The sequence below is a fragment of the Priestia sp. SIMBA_032 genome (assembly GCF_046535215.1).
Taxonomy (GTDB): domain Bacteria; phylum Bacillota; class Bacilli; order Bacillales; family Bacillaceae_H; genus Priestia; species Priestia aryabhattai.
In genome coordinates this window covers 332,793-350,770 of sequence record NZ_JAWRXD010000003.1, presented here as the reverse complement: position 1 = coordinate 350,770, position 17,978 = coordinate 332,793, and the positions used below count along the sequence as shown (strand labels likewise).

Genomic DNA, 17,978 nt, shown 5'->3' with positions numbered 1-17,978 from the left:
CTTTAGGAAAAGGGCGTGATCTTATCGTTTACTCTCGTAATGTAGCGGCTTTAGCTGATTGTTTGCTAGAAGGAGACGTTCAAAAAAGCTGGCTGCTCATTGCTATATATAGAAGAAGGTCATTCTTCAACCGACGTATATATGTTTCTGACAGAAGCGATGTATGAGATAGGGAAAAGGTGGAAAGAAAATAAAATTTCAGTCGCGGACGAGCATTTGGCTACTGCAGCCTGTGACTATGTGTTAACTCGCTTTCAGCTTTCACAGCAGCAATTGCTTCAGCGTAATCGGGCCCTTCTTTTTTGCATTGAAGGAGAAGAGCATTACTTAGGCATTAAAATGATTGCAGGACTTATGAGAGAACATGGATGGGAAGTGAAAAACTTAGGAGCCAATTTGCCGCTACCGTTCGCTTTAAAAAGTATCGAGAAGTGGGACCCTGATGCAGTATGGTTGTCCGTCTCACAAGTGCATTTGCTGCCTGATTTACAAAAATACATTGCTGAGATTGAAAACATGCCGCAAAGTCCTCTTGTATTAGTAGGCAGAAGGCTTCTCAATACGCATGACTTATCGGCTTCAGGATCTTCAAAAACCATATTCATTAATCATATTCAAGCTTTTAAAGACTGGCTTCTAATCAACAATAAAGAAAGTTCGACGCAAGATAAAATGTTAGTAATGGGGGAAGAAATATGATCAGTTTGCCGATTCAACACATTCCGGTTCCAATGTTTTTACTTAATAAAGACAACGAAATAATTGAATTTACACCAAGCGTCACGAAAAATTTCCCGCCTGTTCAGAACTTTTTAGATCTAGTTGATGAAGACAGTCAAGAAAAAGTAAAAAGAGCACTCCAGGGAAAGGAAGAAGTGCAAATTGAAGTAAATATGCGCACGTTTTCTAACCCGGTTGCTCTTTTTGATTTTCATTTTAAGCCTGAAGCCTATCATTCGCTGCACGCTGTTTTCTGCTATCCTATTCACGAGCATATGACGAGTGTTCAATCAACTCTTCAACAGTTTCGCTCTATGCTTATGCAAGACTCATCACAAGTAAGCCAAAATTTTTCAGTCAGGGAAACAGATGTAGAAACGGCGAAAAAAATGCAGCTAGTTGATCTTCAGCGTCATTTTCGAGAAATGAAAACAAATGTGCTAACCATTCAAGACCTCTTGAGTATTATCCGCTCCGACGTAATTGAAGCAGGAAAAGGAGAATATATTGAATTGGTCTCTACACATTTGTTTGACATTCAAGATTTAATTAATCAGGAGCTTGACTGTTTAAGACAGAAGAACAAAGTACATTAAGAAAGCGGCAATCGAATTTCTACTGTTGTTCCTTTTCCTTCTTCACTATCATACGAAATGCTTCCTTTATGATTACTAATGATTTTATGACTCACCATCAATCCTAATCCTGTTCCTTTTTCTTTTGTTGTATAGAAAGGCTCGCCAATTCGTGTTAATCGATCTTTCGGCATGCCTTTTCCTTCATCTATCACTTGGACGACTACTTGATTTGTATCTGGATCAAATTTAGATACCACCAGAATAGACCCAGGGTCATCCATCGCTTCAATAGAATTTTTCACCATGTTGATAAATACTTGTTTCATATCTTTTTCAATGCAATGAACAACAGGTAATTTTTCTTCAAAATCTGTTGAAATAGTAATGTTTTTAAGAATGGCCTGTGTATGCAGAAGTGTACATACGTCTTGAAGAATTAAATTTATCTGCTTATTTTCATATTTTACGACTTCGGGTTTGGCTAGAATGAGCAGTTCGCTAATAATCAGTTCTAAGCGGTTAAATTCGGACATCATGACATCCATATATTCTTTTTTATACGTTTCTTCTTGCATCATAAGCTGTAAAAAGCCCTTTAATGATGTAAGAGGGTTTCGTATTTCATGGGCAATGCCGGCAGCCAGCTGTCCAAGTGCTGACAGCATCTCTGAATTTTTGAGCATCATTTCCGACTGTTTGCGCTGTGAAATGTCTTCGCTTAACCCAATGTAATGGATGATTTCGTCTTGATCATTTTTAACAGGCATTAAGGCTAACTGTTCCCAAACGGTTTCTCCGTCTTCTTGAACGTAGGAAATTTCTCCGTTCCATTTTTCTCCTCTATATACTTCATTCCAAATCTTAGGGAATCTTTTAACGCCTAGCTTTTTTGTATATAAGTCATAGAGGTGCAGCCCAAATACTTCTTGCGGCGCATGCTTTTGCTCCATGAATTTTTGATTAATGTACTTAATTTTACCTTGATGGTCGGTAATAAAAATGCCCGTAGGACTGTGAGCTACTGCAAATGATGTAATAGCCAATTCTTCATTTGATCGTTTAATTTCTGTAATATTAATAAACGTAATAACTACACCGTTAATTAAATTCTCGTTCGTACGATAAGGCATCATTTTCATGCTATACCATTGGTTATCGTAGCTTTGAATTTCTTTTTGAAGGGTATTATTTGTTCTTAAAACGTGCATTGCGTCCTCGATTAGATGGTCATATCTAAAGTTATGCGAAATATGAAAGAAAGGTCTTCCGATATCTTGATGAAGAACGTTGATCACTGTTTTCGTTTCCGGCGTAAATAATTTAATATTCAGCTGCTCGTCTAAAAAGATGGTAGCAATAGTGGTACTGATTAATAAATTATCAATATCATTATTCAAGTCCGTTAATTCTTCAATCTTTCGCTCGTACTGATTATTAACACTAATTAACTCTTCATTAACAGACTGCAATTCTTCATTTGTGGACTGCAGCTCTTCATTGGAAGCAATCAGTTCTTCATTCGTGGACTTTAGCTCTTCATTTGCTGTTTCTAGCTCTTCAATCGTTGTTTGCAAATGCTGCTGCGTGTAATGAAGCTCTTGCTCTAAATCTACTACAAGCTCACTAATAGAGCTTGTTTGATTAAGAAACATGGGCTCTTCCTTATCAATAACGGCACTATCTGTCTGTTCATCAAACATAAGTAAGTAAAGAGAGTGATTTGTTGGAAGAGCTGATATCGTAATATTAAAACGGCGCTGAACGTTGTTTATGACAAACTCAATGTGCTGACAGCATATGCTCATACCTTGTTCTTTGACGCGTTTAATAGCTGCTCCAATGGCTAAAGAGACGTGAACGGGAACCATTTTAAAAATTGTATAATTGATTTTTCCAACAGGAACGTTAATAAGCTGAGTCGCTTCTTTTGAACAAAAGATCACTTCGTTGTATTCATTTAATACAAGGCAAGGGCTCATAAAGTGATCAATCATTGACTGATACATCTCATCTAGTTTGAGTGAAGGAAGCGGCTTATAAAGTTGACTTGGCAGCGGTACGCTAGAAAAATCACCTTCATGCAAGTTGGATTTTGAAAGATTAAAAGCTCCCGTAATTTGTCGGCTGGGCTGTCCTGAACGCTTAAATATTTTCCACTTACTGTTGATAGGGCGGAACAAATCAGACAAATTTCCCGTTGTTTCACTAGGCCCTAAAAAAAGTACGCCTTCTTCTGTCAAAGAAAAATGAAAAAGAGACAAAATGCGCTGCTGCAGTTCAGCTTGGAAGTAAATCATCATATTTCGACAGCTAATTAAATCAACGTTTACAAAAGGCGAGTCTTTTCCTATATTATGCGGGGCAAAAACAATCATTTTCCTGATTATTTTTTTTACTTGATAACCACCGTGTTTTGTTTGCTCAAAATATTCATTAATCTGAGCTGCTGAGAAGGAATGAACTTCCGCTTCTTCATAAATGCCTTGGCTCGCTCTTTTGATTGCATGACGATCGATGTCCGTAGCAAAGATTCGGACATCGAAATAACGGTTGATTGTTGATAAATAGTCATGAAGCAAAATAGCTAACGTGTATGCTTCTTGACCAGTAGAACAACCTGCTACCCAGATGCGGATTTCATCTTCTTGACTATGAATCTTTCTTTCAACTAATTGAGGGATGACTTGTTCTTCAATAATAGAGAATGCTTCTTTATCTCTAAGAAATTGCGTCACTCCAATCAGCAAGTCTCGCTGCAGTTCGACGATTTCTTCGGCTTCTTTACATAAATAGTCCCGGTATTCTTCCATCGTTTGAGAGGGCGGATCGAGTAAGGCCATTCTCTTTTCAAGTCGTCGCAGCACCGTGTTTTTTTTGTACATAGAGAAGTCGATGCCTGTTTTCTTCTTTATTAATGAATAAATGTATTGCAGCGTTTCTTCATTATATGTAAATTCAGTTTGGCTGACATGCGTTTGCACAAGGTCAGGCATATCAGCAGGAGAAAGAATATAATCAGCAAGGTGGGCATCAATAGCGCTTAGAGGCATATCTCTGTACTTTGCTGTGCTTTCATCTTGTACAAGTACAGTTCCGCCGCACTCTCGTATCGTTTTTGCTCCTCCTGTTCCATCATTTCCTTTGCCCGATAAAATAATGGCTGTGCACCGGTGTTTTTTTGAAGCAGCCAGAGAATGAAAAAAGGCGTCAATCGGATACTTTACCTGATCAATTTTTTCATAAGGACGAAGGTGAAGAGTATGATCCACAACCGTCACATAATGATGGGGAGGATTTAAATAAATTGTGTCTTCTTGTAAAGTCATCCCGTCTTGTGTCAGTTTGATATTCATTCCTGTTTTTTTTGCTAAAAGTTCTGGCATAAAACTTTTATATTTAGAGGAAAGGTGCTGCACAATAATAAACGCCATTCCATTTGATGAAGGCATATTAGCGAAAAACTGCTCAATAGCTTCTAACCCTCCGGCAGAAGCGCCAATTCCCACAACGTGTAAATCCTGTTTCTCTATTCCTTCTGAAGACGATGGAACTGTAGAAAACGAGTTGTTCTTCATAATAGAACCTCCAATAATGTTTCGATACTTCCTAGATTGTATGTCGTTTTGTTTATTTTAATGTCGACAGCACGGTGTGGTTTACATCAAAAGTAAATTTTTCAAAAAAAAACCAAGATGCTGGTACATAGGTTCATTTTAGCAAACCTATTATATTGTTCAAATAACGTTTTCAAAATTCCTCTATTTTTCGCAAAAAATTTTAAAGTCCAAACTATATAATATGCCCCGATTTTCTTTATATAAACGTATTTTTATAAAAAAAATCGGTTTTTTTTGCAGAAAAAAATATTTAAAAAAGTTTTGTTTACGCTTACATGCGCATAAGGTTATACGCTCAAGGAGGAAAAAAACGGTTAAATTCAACTTGACACTCTTTTTCAGCATGTTACTATAGGAACCGTTGAAAGAAACGAGAACAAAAATACGAACAAATGACAGGGGAGATTTGATGGATCAAAAACAAAAAGTTGCTTTTTTAGGTGCTGGATCAATGGCAGAAGCGATGATTTCTGGTATGGTCAATGCAAAGAAATTACCCACTGAAAATATTATCGTAACGAATCGAAGCAATGATGCGCGACTGCACGAACTTGAAAATAGATATGGTATCAAAGCAGTAAAGCGCAGCGAGCTGAAAACAGATGACATTGACGTTTTTATTCTAGCGATGAAGCCAAAAGGCGCTGAAGAGGCATTAAACGAATTAAAGCCTCAAATCAACAAAGACCAGCTTGTCCTATCTGTTCTTGCAGGGATTTCGTCTTCTTACATGGAAGAGTTGTTGCATGATGAACAGCAGGTCATTCGAGTGATGCCGAATACATCAAGTATGATTCAGCAATCAGCAACGGCTATATCTCCAGGTCAATATGCTGCAATGGATGCTGTGCTAACAGCAAAAGAGCTGCTTTCTGCAATCGGAAAAGTGTACTTGATTGATGAGCCTCAAATGGACATTTTCACAGGGATTGCCGGAAGTGGACCCGCTTATTTTTATTTCCTTATGGAGCATATCGAGAAAGCCGCTAAAGAAGAAGGTCTCGATCCTGAGCTAGCACGTGAAATTGGCGCCCAAACCATTTACGGTGCAGCAAGAATGATGATGGAAAGAGATAAAACGCCGACGGAGCTTCGTGAAAATGTGACGTCTCCAAACGGTACAACAGCAGCTGGTTTAGACGCCTTAGCTAAACACGGCGGCGGAGAAGCAATGATGCAAGCAGTCAAAGGAGCATCAAAGCGTTCAAAAGAAATGAGTGCTCAACTACAAAAAGTGGCAAGTACTAATTAATTCGTCACTTATCTTCTTCGTGAATTCCTCACCACAAAAAAATAATCATAAACAAGAAAACATACAGAACACACTAGGAGTGATTTGATGAGTCCCGACAATAAGAAGCGGGTTGTAATTAAAATTGGAAGTAGTTCATTAACAAGTTCACACGGTGAAATCAGCAGACGGAAGCTCGAGCGCCTTGTGGATCAAGTCGTAGACTTAAAAGATAGCGGTCATGAAGTACTATTGGTTTCATCAGGAGCTGTAGCTGCAGGATACCGCAAGCTTGGCTGCTTAGAGCGACCTAGCTCTTTACCTGAAAAACAAGCAGCTGCCTCAATCGGTCAAGGACTGTTAATGGAGGCTTATTCAGAACTGTTTCTATCACATGGATACGTTGCTTCTCAAATCTTAATTACGAGAGACGATTTTTCAGACGAAAATCGTTACAACAATGCACGAAATACAATTAACGTGCTGTTAGAACGCGGCATTGTGCCAATTGTCAATGAAAACGACACGGTAACCATCAATCGATTAAAATTTGGCGATAATGATACACTTTCAGCTAAAGTTGCTGGACTAGTGGATTCTGACCTGCTTATTATTTTATCGGATATCGATGGCTTATACAGCGCGGACCCTCGCCAGGATCCAAATGCAAAATTAGTTCCTCACGTAGGGGAAATCACGCAAGACATCGAAGAATCTGCAGGAGATTCAGGAAGTTCAGTTGGAACAGGCGGTATGCGCTCGAAAATTGACGCGTTCAAAATCGCTATGGCATCAGGAATTCCAGCATTTTTAGGAAGAGCTGGCGTGCCAAACATTTTAACACAAGCAGTTGACGGCGATGCAACAGGAACGTATTTTGAATCTGAAGATGATTCTGCGAACCTCAATCAGAAAAAGCAGTGGATTGCGTTTAACTCTGGTCCTGAAGGGGAAATAGTAGTCGAAGATGCCGCGAAGCGTGCAATTATTGAAGATAAAGAGCCTTTACTTCGCGAGCACGTTAAATATATTAAAGGCCACTTTAGTGAACGAGCAGTTGTACGTATTCTAGACAAAGACGAAAATGAGCTGGCTCTTGGCGTGACAAATTATTCATCTGATGAACTTGCCCTGAACGAGCCAATTGATCAACCGATTGTAGACAGCGAAGGTCTGGTGTGTCACTTAGAAATTCCAGTACCGGTTGGTTTGTAAGCAAGCATGCTGTAAAGAAAAGGAGCCCTTCCTTTTCTTTGCATGATTGCAGTTACCTCTTATGCCTCACACTTTAAAATCAAACAAAACTAAAACGAATCCAGGAGTGATTTGGTGTTACAAACAAATGAAAAGTATTCAGTAGAAGAACAAGCTATTTCAGCAAAAAAAGCAGCTAAGCAATTAAGTTTACTAACAACAGAACAAAAAAACGAAGCGCTGTTAACCATTGCTTCTACACTTGAAAGCAACACGGAGTATATTTTAAAAGCAAATGAAGTAGACTTAAACAACGGGAAAGAAAAAGGTTTTGACGAAGCGCTTATGGACCGCCTTGCTCTTTCAGCGGAACGTGTAAAAGAATTTGCAAACGGCCTTCGTGAAGTTGCTGAGCTAGATGATCCAACAGGCGATATTCTATCAAGCTGGACATTGGATAACGGTCTAGATGTAAAACAAGTACGCGTACCTCTTGGCGTTATCGGAATGATTTATGAAGCACGTCCAAACGTAACGGTAGATGCAACAGGGCTAGCGTTGAAATCTGGAAATGCCATTGTGTTAAAAGGCGGATCTTCAGCTATTTCATCTAACCAAGCTATCGTGGACATTATTCATAAAGCTCTCGATGAAACGCCAATTCCTAAAGAAGCGGTACAGTTTATTTCAAGTACAGATCGTGCGGCTACGCAAGAATTATTTACAATGAAAGAGCATATTGACGTGCTAATTCCGCGCGGAGGGGCTTCATTGATTCAAGCGGTCGTCAATAACGCAACGGTTCCTGTGTTAGAAACGGGAGTCGGAAACTGCCATATTTATATCGATGAACATGCTGACGTTAAGAAGGCCATTCCGATTTTGATTAATGCAAAAACAGATCGACCAGCGGTGTGTAACGCAGCAGAAACCGTTCTTGTACACAAAAACTGGCTCGATTCTCACAAAAATGAATTGATTCAAGCATTCAATGATCATAGTATTGAAGTATATGGTGACAAAGCGACAGTAGGTGAAATTCCTGGAGCAAAACCAGCGGCTGAAAAAGACTGGGCTGAAGAGTATTTACGCTTAGCGATCGCGATGAAAGTAGTAGAGAGTGTGGATGAAGCGATTGACCATATCGAAACATATGGAACAAAACACTCTGAAGCCATCATTTCAGAAGATGAACAAGCCGTTTCACGCTTCATGTCTTTAGTGGATGCAGCGGCACTGTATCATAATGCATCTACGCGTTTTACTGACGGAGGAGCTTTAGGATTTGGAGCTGAAATTGGGATTTCAACTCAAAAGCTTCATGCACGCGGTCCAATGGGACTTCCTGCGCTTACGACAATTAAATATATTATGAGTGGAAACGGACAAATTCGATAAGAAATGAAAAGCGAGCCTCATCATGTGCTCGCTTTTTTTTTGAAAAGACAAGTAAATGGAAGCTGATTTGTAAAAAATTATAAACTCTGTTATAATAGTAAAATATATAATTTTTGTGATCTTCATTTTTGTTCTTTTCAGACTATCCCGTTGTTTTAAGAAAAGCAACTGCTATCTGCTTTGCTATAACTTCATTTTTATTTTAGTCTTTCAAGACGCCGTATGTATTCCTCAAAGATTGATTTACGGATGTATAGTATCACTTTATCTTGCACCATTTACCACATTTACACGCTAAGTTAATCTTCATTTATTATCCACTTAAAAAGTACTGTTTAAAGGAGACGATGTGTATGTATAATCGTAAAAATTTAGAGCCGGCTGTTATTGAAGAAACAAAAGTTTGGGAATGTACATCAGATACGTGTAATTGCTGGGTTCGAGATAACTTTAAAAGCGGAGATCAGCCAACTTGTCCAATTTGCAAAAGCGAAATGAAGCAAGCTGTAAAAGAACTGCAGGTTATTCATAATCCTAGAGTCATTGATTAATAACTTTTAGGAAGACGTTTTTTGAAAGGGGTTTGTGGATGTTTCTAGGAATTGATCATGTCCAGCTTCTTGGTCCGGAGGGATGCGAGCAAGAAGCAAGAAATTTTTATGAAAATCTTTTAGGGATGAAAACTGTTCTTAAGCCAGAAAATTTAAGGCACAGAGGCGGCATATGGTTTCAATGTGGGACTCAAGAAGTGCATATCAGTATTCAAGATGACTACATACCTGCTAAAAAAGCGCATCCTGCTTTTGTTGTGGAAGATATCAAGACGCTTAGACGGAAGTTGGCAAATTCGGGGTGTGTTCTTTCTGAAGAAGAGCCTATTGCAGGGAGAGAGCGTTTTTTTGTCCACGACCCGTTTGGAAATCGATTAGAATTTTTACAATATGACAAATAAAAGACCTCCAAGCGGAGGTCTTTTATTTTAGGGCGTTATCCAAATACGTATATACCGTTTCTTTGCTAATTAATACTTGATTTTCTCTGTCTTTATCTTTTTGCCATTTTTCTCGTGCTTTTGCTAATACTTCTTCCGCTTCATCCTTAGGAATGACAATAACACCACCATCGTCACCTGCGATAAAATCGCCAGGGTGAATCTTCACGCCCCCGCAGGAAATGCTTTCATTTACTTTTCCTTTTTCTCTTTTGCTGCTTGCTGCGATCGTAGAGCCCTTACAAAATACGGGGAAATCGAGCTTTTCAATGTCTTCCTGATCTCTTATAACGCCATCTAGTACAATACCGCTTATTCCAACAAGCTTCGCCATGGCTACTACAAAATCTCCTGCTAAGGCACGGTTACAGTAGCTTTTTCCATCAATAACGAGCACGCTTCCGGGCTCCGCTAGTCGAATCGCTTCAAGCACTGAGTAATTATTGCCAGCAGGCGTATCTACCGTAAGAGCCGGCCCAAATAGTTTGTAATGACGCTGCAATGGCTTAATGGAAAAGTCTAAGTGGTTGGCACCTTCCATTGCATCCGATAAATTTGCTGTTGATAATGGGAGCTGTTCATTCAACATTGTATCTCTCCTTTTTAACTTTAGTTTATCTATACATATTCATATAAGAGAAAGCTCTTATTTATGAGAAGGCAAGTAGATAACGTTAAGCATTGACCGCCAATTAATTAACTGCAAACGTACAGCACTAGAATATTGCAGAGCCAATTTTTCCGTTTACTATATTTTTGAGGAGCTGTTTCTCGTATGGTATTCGTCATATAAGCACATATATCCTTTAATTAGTAACAAAGGAGAAGATAGCCTATAAAGACATTATTAAAGAAAGGGAGAAACGAAAGAACTCTGCAAAAGTTACTTTAAATAATATTTTCCGCAAAGTGTAAAATAAGCTGTATTTAACGAGGATGAAGGAAGAACTTTTGTTAGTTTTATGAATGTCTCTGATTTACACTTAAATGGTCTTATATACACACGAAACGCGTGCAAATGTTTAATCCTGTGAACATTTGATGGAGCTTGATGCATTTTTATATAAAAAAGTGAAACCTTTTGGTATGATAAAACGTAGGAACATATATGGAAATCATACATGAAAAAACATATGTGACGTTAGTCATTTAGTGGAGGGAAAGCAATGGTAAAAAAATTATTGGCCGCATTTATCGCATTAGCGGTTGTGTTTTCACCAATCGGTGGATCACTTATTCATGACGGTTCAAACGTAGCAAGCGCAAAAGGGTATAAATCAGGAAAGCGCTCTTTTGACAGCGGAAGCAATAACCAATCAAGCTTATTTAAAAACAATAACAGCAATTCGGTTAAGCAAAACAATACGTCTAAAAACTCAACATCTAAAAGTACAGCGGCTAGCTCAAAGCGCGGCGGCTTAATGAAAGGTCTTTTAATGGGAGGAATTGCGGGCTTATTATTCGGAAGCTTGCTATCTAGCTTAGGACCATTAGGCCCAATTTTAGGCTTTATGGTAAATATGCTTGTGATTGTCGCTTTAATTCTTCTTGTAGTAAAGTTATTCCAAAGCGTACGTAGCAACAAGCGTAAAAACGAGGAAGTGAAATCTTGGAGACAATAAAAATTTCTGAACAAGATATTATCAATGCGATGTGTTTGTATATCGCAGAAAAAAAACAAGTTCAGCCTCAAGAAGTAGAGATTGAGCTAATGTATGATGATGACTACGGTTTTTCAGCAGAGTCATACGTACATGATCGTAAGCAGGTTCATATTACTTTAAATATTATTGAAGCGCTACGCTTTTGGCTGGATACGGAAATGAACGTAGACCCATACGCAGCAGGACTAGAACTGGAATTAGACGATGAAGAAGGCATTATCGCTTTTGCTAAATTAAGTCGATAAAGAAATCATAATAAAAAACCCGCTCACTTGAGCGGGTTTTTTATTATGATTTTACCTGTTCGTTGGAACTGGACTTATTGCTTTTTTTAGTGAAAAACCACCAGTTGGCATCTCCAAGTAATTTCATAAGAGAAGGGACAAGGAGCATTCTGACAATCGTTGCATCGATAAATATTGCTAAAGCAATTCCTACACCCATTTGTTTAACAGGCGTTACGTCTGTAAAAGCAAAGGCTCCTGTAATCACAATCATGATTAAAGCAGCGCTTGTGATGATTTTACTAGTGGAAGCTAATCCTTCTACCGTTGCCACATTATTATCACGGGTTTGATGATACACTTCGTGAATGCGCGAAATCAAAAAGACTTCGTAGTCCATGCTAAGCCCAAATACAAGGCCGAAAACAAAGACCGGCAGCACTAAAGCAATATTAGATTGAGTAAGACCTAAATGTCCATTTTGAAACAGCCATACAAGTAAACCAAACGTAGCTGTTAAGCTTAAAATATTCATAATGATAGCCTTTAAAGGAATGAGGACAGAACGAAAAGCAATCATTAAAATGACATACGTTGAAAATAAAACAAGAGCCAAACCATATGGAGCTTTTTCATAAATTTCATCGAATATTTCTTGCTCAAATTTTGGATAGCCGCCAATATGAACGGTGAACGGTGAATGTTTGTCTTTCCATTTTCGAACAAAATCTTTTGCTTGATCTGAATTTTGGTCTGTATCTAGCATAGCTTTTATAAGCATATAATGTCCGTTAATGAACGAATCTACAGCTGGCTTTGTCTGCGCACTTATCTGCGGGTTTTCCAGCATAGCTTGAAGCTGATCACTCGATTTTACGTTTAAAGCGGTAGAAATAGAATCGACTTGCTTAACTAACGAATCTTCTTTTAATTGTTCTATAAAAGTAAAGGCATTTGTTAAAGATTTTTCATTCAGCATATCTTGCTTAGCTTCTAGCACAAAATAAACGTCTGCCGTGTTTTTATTTATAAACGTATCGTTATACGTATCAAAAGCTTGACGAGACTCGTATTTTGTTGGCAGCGCTTCTGAAGACGGTATTTCTAGATGCATGTCTCGAACGGGAATAAGTGCTACTAACAGAATAATAAGAGAAACAATCGTCATAGTTACAGGCTTTTTCATGACAAATGTAGCAAATGAACGCCACCTAGACTGACCGCCTTGTTCACTGACTTTTAAGATACGTAAACGATTAATGCGTGTACCTAATATAGCAAGTATGGAAGGAAGCAGCGTAAGAGCTGAAAACACAGCGATAAAAACAACAGCCATTCCTCCAAGAGCGACGTTTTGAAAAATATCAACTTGAATAAACAGCATTCCCGCTAATCCAATAAATACGCATAATCCTGAGAAGATGACCGAGCGTCCCGCTGTTTGAATGGTGATTTTGATTGCTTGTTCTACCGATTTTGTTTGAATTTCTTCTTTAAAGCGATTAATAAATAAAAGGGCAAAGTCAATACTAAGAGCTAATCCAATCATCGGAATCACATTTAAAATAAAGATGGACAGCTCTGTGTACGGATGAAAGAAATAGACAACGCCCATGGTGGTAACGACGGTTACAATTCCTATCATAAGAGGGATTGCAGCTGCTACCACGCCGCCAAAAGCTAGAAGGAGCACAACTAAAGCAACAGGAATACCGATGGCTTCTGCTTTTGCTAAATCTGCTTGGCTTGCTGTATTCATATCTTTTTCAATAATAGGGCCACCGGTTAATTTTACACTAACTTCTTTTTCTTCAGCTGAAAGAGTTCTGATCTTTTCCACTCGTTTATCCATCGTTCCATCATCGTGATTAAAGTGGATAATTCCATACGCTGTGCTTCCTTTTATCATCTTGTTAGAAGCCGTTGGTATGTCAACTTTCGAAGCGTCTGATTTGTCCTTTGCTTTTTGCATATACTGAGCGATCGTTTGCTGAAATTTCGAGTCAGAAACTCCGTCTTTTTTTTCAAACAAAACGATGATCTGAGCTTCGCTAACATCAAATTTATTAACTAAAAGCTGCTCGGTACCTTTATACATTCCTTTCATTTCAAATCCGTTTCCTCCCAGCACAGAAGGAAGCTTAGCCGCATAAAAGCCAAATCCGACAATTAGGATGATCCACAGTATTAATAAAATTTTTCTCCCCGCATATAATGCGTTCGCTACTTTATTCATATTAACCTCCAATTTTTTGTACAGTTACTAGACTATTTTATACTAACAGTTATTGTAATTAGAAGAAGTATTGTGTTTTTTTGTTTTTCTTGTCTGAAAAAGCTTTTTAGATAGATGCGCAGGGGTGTTTCCTCAGTAAAATCGTGTTTATGTTTCAGGCGATTTAGGGAACACTGTACATAAATGCACGAAGGGGGATTAAAAAAGATGCAAATGAAACAGCCAGCTAAAATGACGAATAGTTATGGGTGTAAAAATGAGTATGATACATTAAAACGTGTGGTCGTTTGCCCACCTACATATATGAAAATTGAAGAAATTATTAATGAAACACAAAAGCATTATGCGGACGAAAATATTGATGAGAGCTTGGCTTCAAAGCAGCACCGTCAATTTGTCGAATGCCTTCAAAAAGAAGGGGTTGAAGTCATCGGGCTATCTGCACAAGAGCCATTTCCAGAACAAGTATTTACGCGGGATATTGGCTATACGCTCGGAGATACCGTTATTGTCACGAAAATGGGAAGCGAAATTCGAAGCGGAGAAGAGCAAGTGCTAGCAGACTGGCTGCAGCAGCAAGGGATTCCCTTCCATCAGGTACCGGACCATCCCATTGAAGGTGGAGATGTGCTAATTGATGGACAAGCTATTTTTATTGCACTCAGCGACCGTACAAGTAAAGAAGGCTTGGAGCATATCCAAGAGCTGCTTCCAGCGTATGAGGTTGTTCCGATTCCTATTGATCGGTCTTATCTTCATCTTGATTGTGTGTTAAATATTTTATCACCTACAGAAGCGCTCGTATTTTCACCCGCTTTACATGAAAAAGAATTAAATTTACTTCGCATGAAATATGACTTAATTGAAGTAACAAAAAAAGAGCAGTTTACGATGGGAACCAATGTATTATCTATCGGTAATCAACGGGTAATCAGTCTGCCAATGAATACAGAAGTGAATGAAGAGTTAAGGAAACGAGGCTATAAAGTAATTGAAGTTGATATATCTGAAATTATTAAATCCGGCGGTTCTTTCCGCTGCTGTACAATGCCTCTTGAACGAGTATAAAAAAGCTTAAAAAGAAAAAAAGATCTCGGCGATAGCCAGGGATTTTTTTTGAAGGATGTTGTATAAAATTTCAAGTGAAAGGAACATTAACCTATATAAGCTGTTGAAGGAAAGGAGTGATAAACATGGCAAATCGTAATCCTATTTTAGTTCAAGGTGCTGAACAGCTTCTTGATCAGTTAAAAACGGAAATCGCGGGAAGATTTAACGTTCAGCTTGGCGCGGAACAAACGGCTCGCGCAAATGGTTCTGTTGGTGGAGAAATGACGAAGCATCTTGTTGCAATGGCGCAGCAGCAATTAAGCGGTGCGCAGGGACACATTCGCTAGTCTGCTCTACATAAACACTTTGATGAAAAGTTCTGGCCCTTTTGAGCCGGAACTTTTTTTGTGTAGGAAACATCATTCTACTTTCTCTTGGTCGCTTGATTTGAGATTTTGCCTGAAATTCTCCACTTTCAAGGTTGAAAAGTGCATAAAATGGGAAAAGAACAAAAAAAGAGAAAGTAGAGGTTTATCATGAAAAAGCTATTATCATTTGGAAAAAGTCTTGGTAAAGAAATTCAAGAAGACCAAGCAACGGGACTAGCGGCTGAGCAAGCCTATTATTATATGCTATCATTATTCCCTATGCTTATTTTACTGATATCGATTGTTCCATATCTATCGATTAAACCGGAAGAGGCAATCGATCTTCTTCAAAGCGTTATGCCGGGAGAAACGGCTGCAATCTTTAAAGATAACGTAGCTCAATTTGTAAGCCAACCAAACGGCGGGCTACTAACTGTAGGGATTTTAGGAACCATTTGGTCCGCTTCAAACGGTATGAACGCCTTTATCCGTGCAATGAACCAAGCCTACGACGTGAAAGAACAGCGCTCGTTTATTAAAGTAAGAGGCTTGTCTATTCTTTTAACAATTGGATTAATTGTAACAATTGTTGTATCGCTTCTTTTACCAGTGTTCGGAGGAGTTTTGTTAAATTGGATAAGCGAATGGTTTTCTCTTCCTTCAGGTACAACAGTGGTTTTAAATATTCTGCGCTGGATTGTTGGTGTCGGCATTATGGTGCTTGTTTTATCCGTATTATACAGATTAGCGCCAAACAAAACGTTTCCTTTTGCTCACGTATGGCCCGGAGCACTCGCTGCTACGCTGTTATGGCAGCTAACATCTTTAGGGTTCTCATTTTACGTAAGCAACTTTGGCAATTATTCTGCTACTTATGGGAGCTTAGGAGGCGTGATTGTTCTGATGCTTTGGCTATTTTTAACGGGGTTAATTCTCGTTATTGGAGGAGAGATTAACGCGATTTATCACCGAAACAAAACGGCTGCACCTCCTAAAGATACGTCTCAGGCGATGTAATAAAAAAGGAAACCTTTATAGAGGTTTCCTTTTTTAACGTTTAAAGCTATTAACAAGCTGTTTAAATGAGTTGGCTGTATATTTGACCGAATCTTTTTTGTACTGTACATCGGTTTTAATCGCTGCTTGTGTTACTTTTAAATGATTTGTTTTTTCTTTAATATGATCAGTTTCGTTTTGAAGATGTTGAGAAGTGGCATTTACAGAGTTCACAGTTGGCTTGATTTTTTTATTAAATGATACGCCTGCGTAAATAAGATACGCAAGTGATGCCAAAACAACAGCTAAGCTTATATACACAATAATCATCGGTGTGCCTCCTTTGTACGTATTTATATTTATATAGGCGAGAATAAAATATATACGAATATCATCCTCTTTATTTAATTGTTATACCCATTTTTAATTAAAACAAACAAAAGCCTGCCGAGAAGACAATATATTGGATTTTTTCTGAAATTTCATTCATCATTACATATAGAGTTACCATGAAAGGAGAGAGAAGAAGAATGCCGTTAGATCCGCATATTCAAATATTTCTAAATCAATATAATGAAATGCCCCGTCCTTCTTTAGAGGACGTTACGCCCCCGCAGTTGAGGGAAATGGAAAAGATGTCTTTAACTCCTTCCAAAGAAGCAGTTAAAAAAGTATATAATGAAGAAATCCAATTAAATGAACGTGCGCTCACTATACGAGTGTATGAACCTGAAGGAACAGGGCCATTTCCCGCTCTTGTTTATTATCACGGAGGAGGCTGGGTATTAGGAAGCTTAGATAGTCATGACTCCATATGCAGATCTTATGCAAATGAAACAAACTGTATTGTAGTGTCTGTTGATTACCGCCTTGCTCCTGAGGATAAATTTCCCGCTGCGGTGAACGATGCCTATGACGCCTTGGATTGGATTGCAGCTCATGCGTCTCAATTAAATATCGATTCAAACAAAATTGCTGTTGGAGGGGATAGTGCCGGTGGTAACCTTGCTGCGGTTGTAAGCATTTTAGCAAAAGAAAGGCAAGGTCCATCCATTGTTCATCAGCTGCTTATTTATCCATCTGTAGGATTTAAAAACCAGCACCCTGCATCTATGAAAGAAAACGCCGAAGGATATTTTCTTTCAAAAGATCTTATAAATTGGTTTCGCCTTCAGTACTTAAATAATAAAGAAGAAGAACAGCATCCCTATAACGCTCCGGTATTACTAGAAGATTTATCGAGTCTACCAAGCGCTACCATTATTACAGCACAGTATGATCCTTTAAGAGATAGCGGAAAAGACTACGCGGACGCATTAAAAAATCACGGTGTCCCCGTCACCTATGAAAATTATGAAACAATGATTCACGGGTTTTTAGGGTTTCATGAATTTGTCCCACTCGCTCAGCAGGCGATTAATAAAAGCGCAGCTCAACTGCGTCAAGTATTTGATTCTATTTAAGGGTATATAGTGTCATAAATCATATAAACTTGAGAAAAACAGCACATTAATGTGCTGTTTTTCTTTATTGATAGGGAGAAAAGATTGACAAGAGTTTCAAAAAATAGCCTATTATCTCTTTTAAAGTCATTTTGTTTGGAGTATAGTAGAAAAGTAGGATAAAAACATTTATTGACATTAAGTAAGGTGATTTTTTGAATGATAAAAAACAAGTAGGTCAGCTGATTCAAGATCTGCGAAAGATTGCG

General features: G+C 38.4%; 17 protein-coding genes. 13 read left to right on the top strand and 4 right to left on the bottom strand.

Going from position 1 to position 17,978, the window contains the following annotated elements:
* The first annotated feature begins 99 nt into the window (after positions 1–99).
* Entirely contained in the window at positions 100–699 is a 600-nt protein-coding gene (locus tag SB717_RS11955; protein ID WP_410903791.1) for a cobalamin B12-binding domain-containing protein, read from the top strand.
* The gene (locus SB717_RS11950; RefSeq protein ID WP_410903790.1) at positions 696–1,316 is read left to right on the top strand and encodes a hypothetical protein; all 621 of its coding nucleotides are present in this window, start codon (positions 696–698) and stop codon (positions 1,314–1,316) included. The genes SB717_RS11955 and SB717_RS11950 overlap by 4 nt, the downstream gene beginning before the upstream one ends.
* Here SB717_RS11950 and SB717_RS11945 read toward each other — a convergent pair.
* Positions 1,313–4,873 (bottom strand): CheR family methyltransferase, encoded by a 3,561-nt coding sequence (locus tag SB717_RS11945; RefSeq protein WP_410903789.1) that lies wholly within the window; start codon positions 4,871–4,873, stop codon positions 1,313–1,315. The genes SB717_RS11950 and SB717_RS11945 overlap by 4 nt on opposite strands.
* Before the next feature lie 451 nt (positions 4,874–5,324).
* Between SB717_RS11945 and proC the strand changes: the two genes are divergently transcribed.
* The 5 genes from proC (at position 5,325) to SB717_RS11920 (ending at position 9,690) form a co-directional block, all read left to right on the top strand.
* Complete coding sequence (proC, locus tag SB717_RS11940; RefSeq protein WP_410903788.1) at positions 5,325–6,167, top strand: pyrroline-5-carboxylate reductase; 843 nt, start codon at positions 5,325–5,327, stop codon at positions 6,165–6,167.
* Positions 6,168–6,254: 87 nt separating this feature from the next.
* Complete coding sequence (proB, locus tag SB717_RS11935) at positions 6,255–7,361, top strand: glutamate 5-kinase (RefSeq protein ID WP_029714760.1); 1,107 nt, start codon at positions 6,255–6,257, stop codon at positions 7,359–7,361.
* Between the two features lie 114 nt (positions 7,362–7,475).
* Positions 7,476–8,738: a glutamate-5-semialdehyde dehydrogenase gene (locus tag SB717_RS11930; RefSeq protein WP_410903787.1), complete on the top strand. Its 1,263-nt coding sequence runs from the start codon at positions 7,476–7,478 to the stop codon at positions 8,736–8,738.
* A 353-nt stretch (positions 8,739–9,091) separates the two neighbouring features.
* Complete coding sequence (locus SB717_RS11925) at positions 9,092–9,289, top strand: cold-shock protein (RefSeq protein ID WP_013056990.1); 198 nt, start codon at positions 9,092–9,094, stop codon at positions 9,287–9,289.
* A 38-nt stretch (positions 9,290–9,327) separates the two neighbouring features.
* Complete coding sequence (locus tag SB717_RS11920) at positions 9,328–9,690, top strand: VOC family protein (protein WP_028408575.1); 363 nt, start codon at positions 9,328–9,330, stop codon at positions 9,688–9,690.
* 22 nt (positions 9,691–9,712) lie between these two features.
* Here SB717_RS11920 and SB717_RS11915 read toward each other — a convergent pair whose 3' ends face one another.
* Entirely contained in the window at positions 9,713–10,318 is a 606-nt protein-coding gene (locus SB717_RS11915) for an RraA family protein (RefSeq protein WP_029714758.1), read from the bottom strand.
* A gap of 577 nt (positions 10,319–10,895) precedes the next feature.
* Between SB717_RS11915 and SB717_RS11910 the strand changes: the two genes are divergently transcribed.
* Positions 10,896–11,351 carry a hypothetical protein gene (locus tag SB717_RS11910; protein ID WP_074681354.1) on the top strand — a complete coding sequence of 152 codons (456 nt, stop codon included), beginning with the start codon at positions 10,896–10,898 and terminating at the stop codon, positions 11,349–11,351.
* A complete protein-coding gene (locus SB717_RS11905; protein WP_013056994.1) occupies positions 11,339–11,638 on the top strand; it encodes a YxcD family protein in 300 nt (99 codons plus the stop codon). The genes SB717_RS11910 and SB717_RS11905 overlap by 13 nt, the downstream gene beginning before the upstream one ends.
* A 43-nt stretch (positions 11,639–11,681) precedes the next feature.
* On the opposite strand, the gene SB717_RS11900 is transcribed toward SB717_RS11905, so the two are convergent.
* Positions 11,682–13,853 carry an MMPL family transporter gene (locus SB717_RS11900; protein ID WP_410903786.1) on the bottom strand — a complete coding sequence of 724 codons (2,172 nt, stop codon included), beginning with the start codon at positions 13,851–13,853 and terminating at the stop codon, positions 11,682–11,684.
* Between the two features lie 207 nt (positions 13,854–14,060).
* On the opposite strand from SB717_RS11900, the gene SB717_RS11895 reads away from it, so the two are divergent.
* From SB717_RS11895 to SB717_RS11885, 3 genes are all read left to right on the top strand, one after another.
* Positions 14,061–14,921, top strand: a complete 861-nt coding sequence (locus SB717_RS11895; RefSeq protein WP_074681350.1) for a dimethylarginine dimethylaminohydrolase family protein — start codon at positions 14,061–14,063, stop codon at positions 14,919–14,921.
* Positions 14,922–15,046: 125 nt separating this feature from the next.
* Entirely contained in the window at positions 15,047–15,250 is a 204-nt protein-coding gene (locus tag SB717_RS11890) for an alpha/beta-type small acid-soluble spore protein (RefSeq protein ID WP_074681348.1), read from the top strand.
* Positions 15,251–15,439: 189 nt separating this feature from the next.
* On the top strand, positions 15,440–16,288 hold the full coding sequence (locus SB717_RS11885) for a YihY/virulence factor BrkB family protein (RefSeq protein ID WP_013056998.1): 849 nt from the start codon (positions 15,440–15,442) through the stop codon (positions 16,286–16,288).
* Positions 16,289–16,321: 33 nt separating this feature from the next.
* Here the strand turns inward: SB717_RS11885 and SB717_RS11880 are convergent, their stop codons facing one another.
* Positions 16,322–16,597, bottom strand: a complete 276-nt coding sequence (locus SB717_RS11880) for a hypothetical protein (protein ID WP_025752355.1) — start codon at positions 16,595–16,597, stop codon at positions 16,322–16,324.
* Positions 16,598–16,797: 200 nt separating this feature from the next.
* Here SB717_RS11880 and SB717_RS11875 point away from each other — a divergent pair, with 200 nt between their 5' ends.
* Complete coding sequence (locus SB717_RS11875) at positions 16,798–17,730, top strand: alpha/beta hydrolase (RefSeq protein ID WP_410903785.1); 933 nt, start codon at positions 16,798–16,800, stop codon at positions 17,728–17,730.
* Positions 17,731–17,978: the final 248 nt, after the last annotated feature.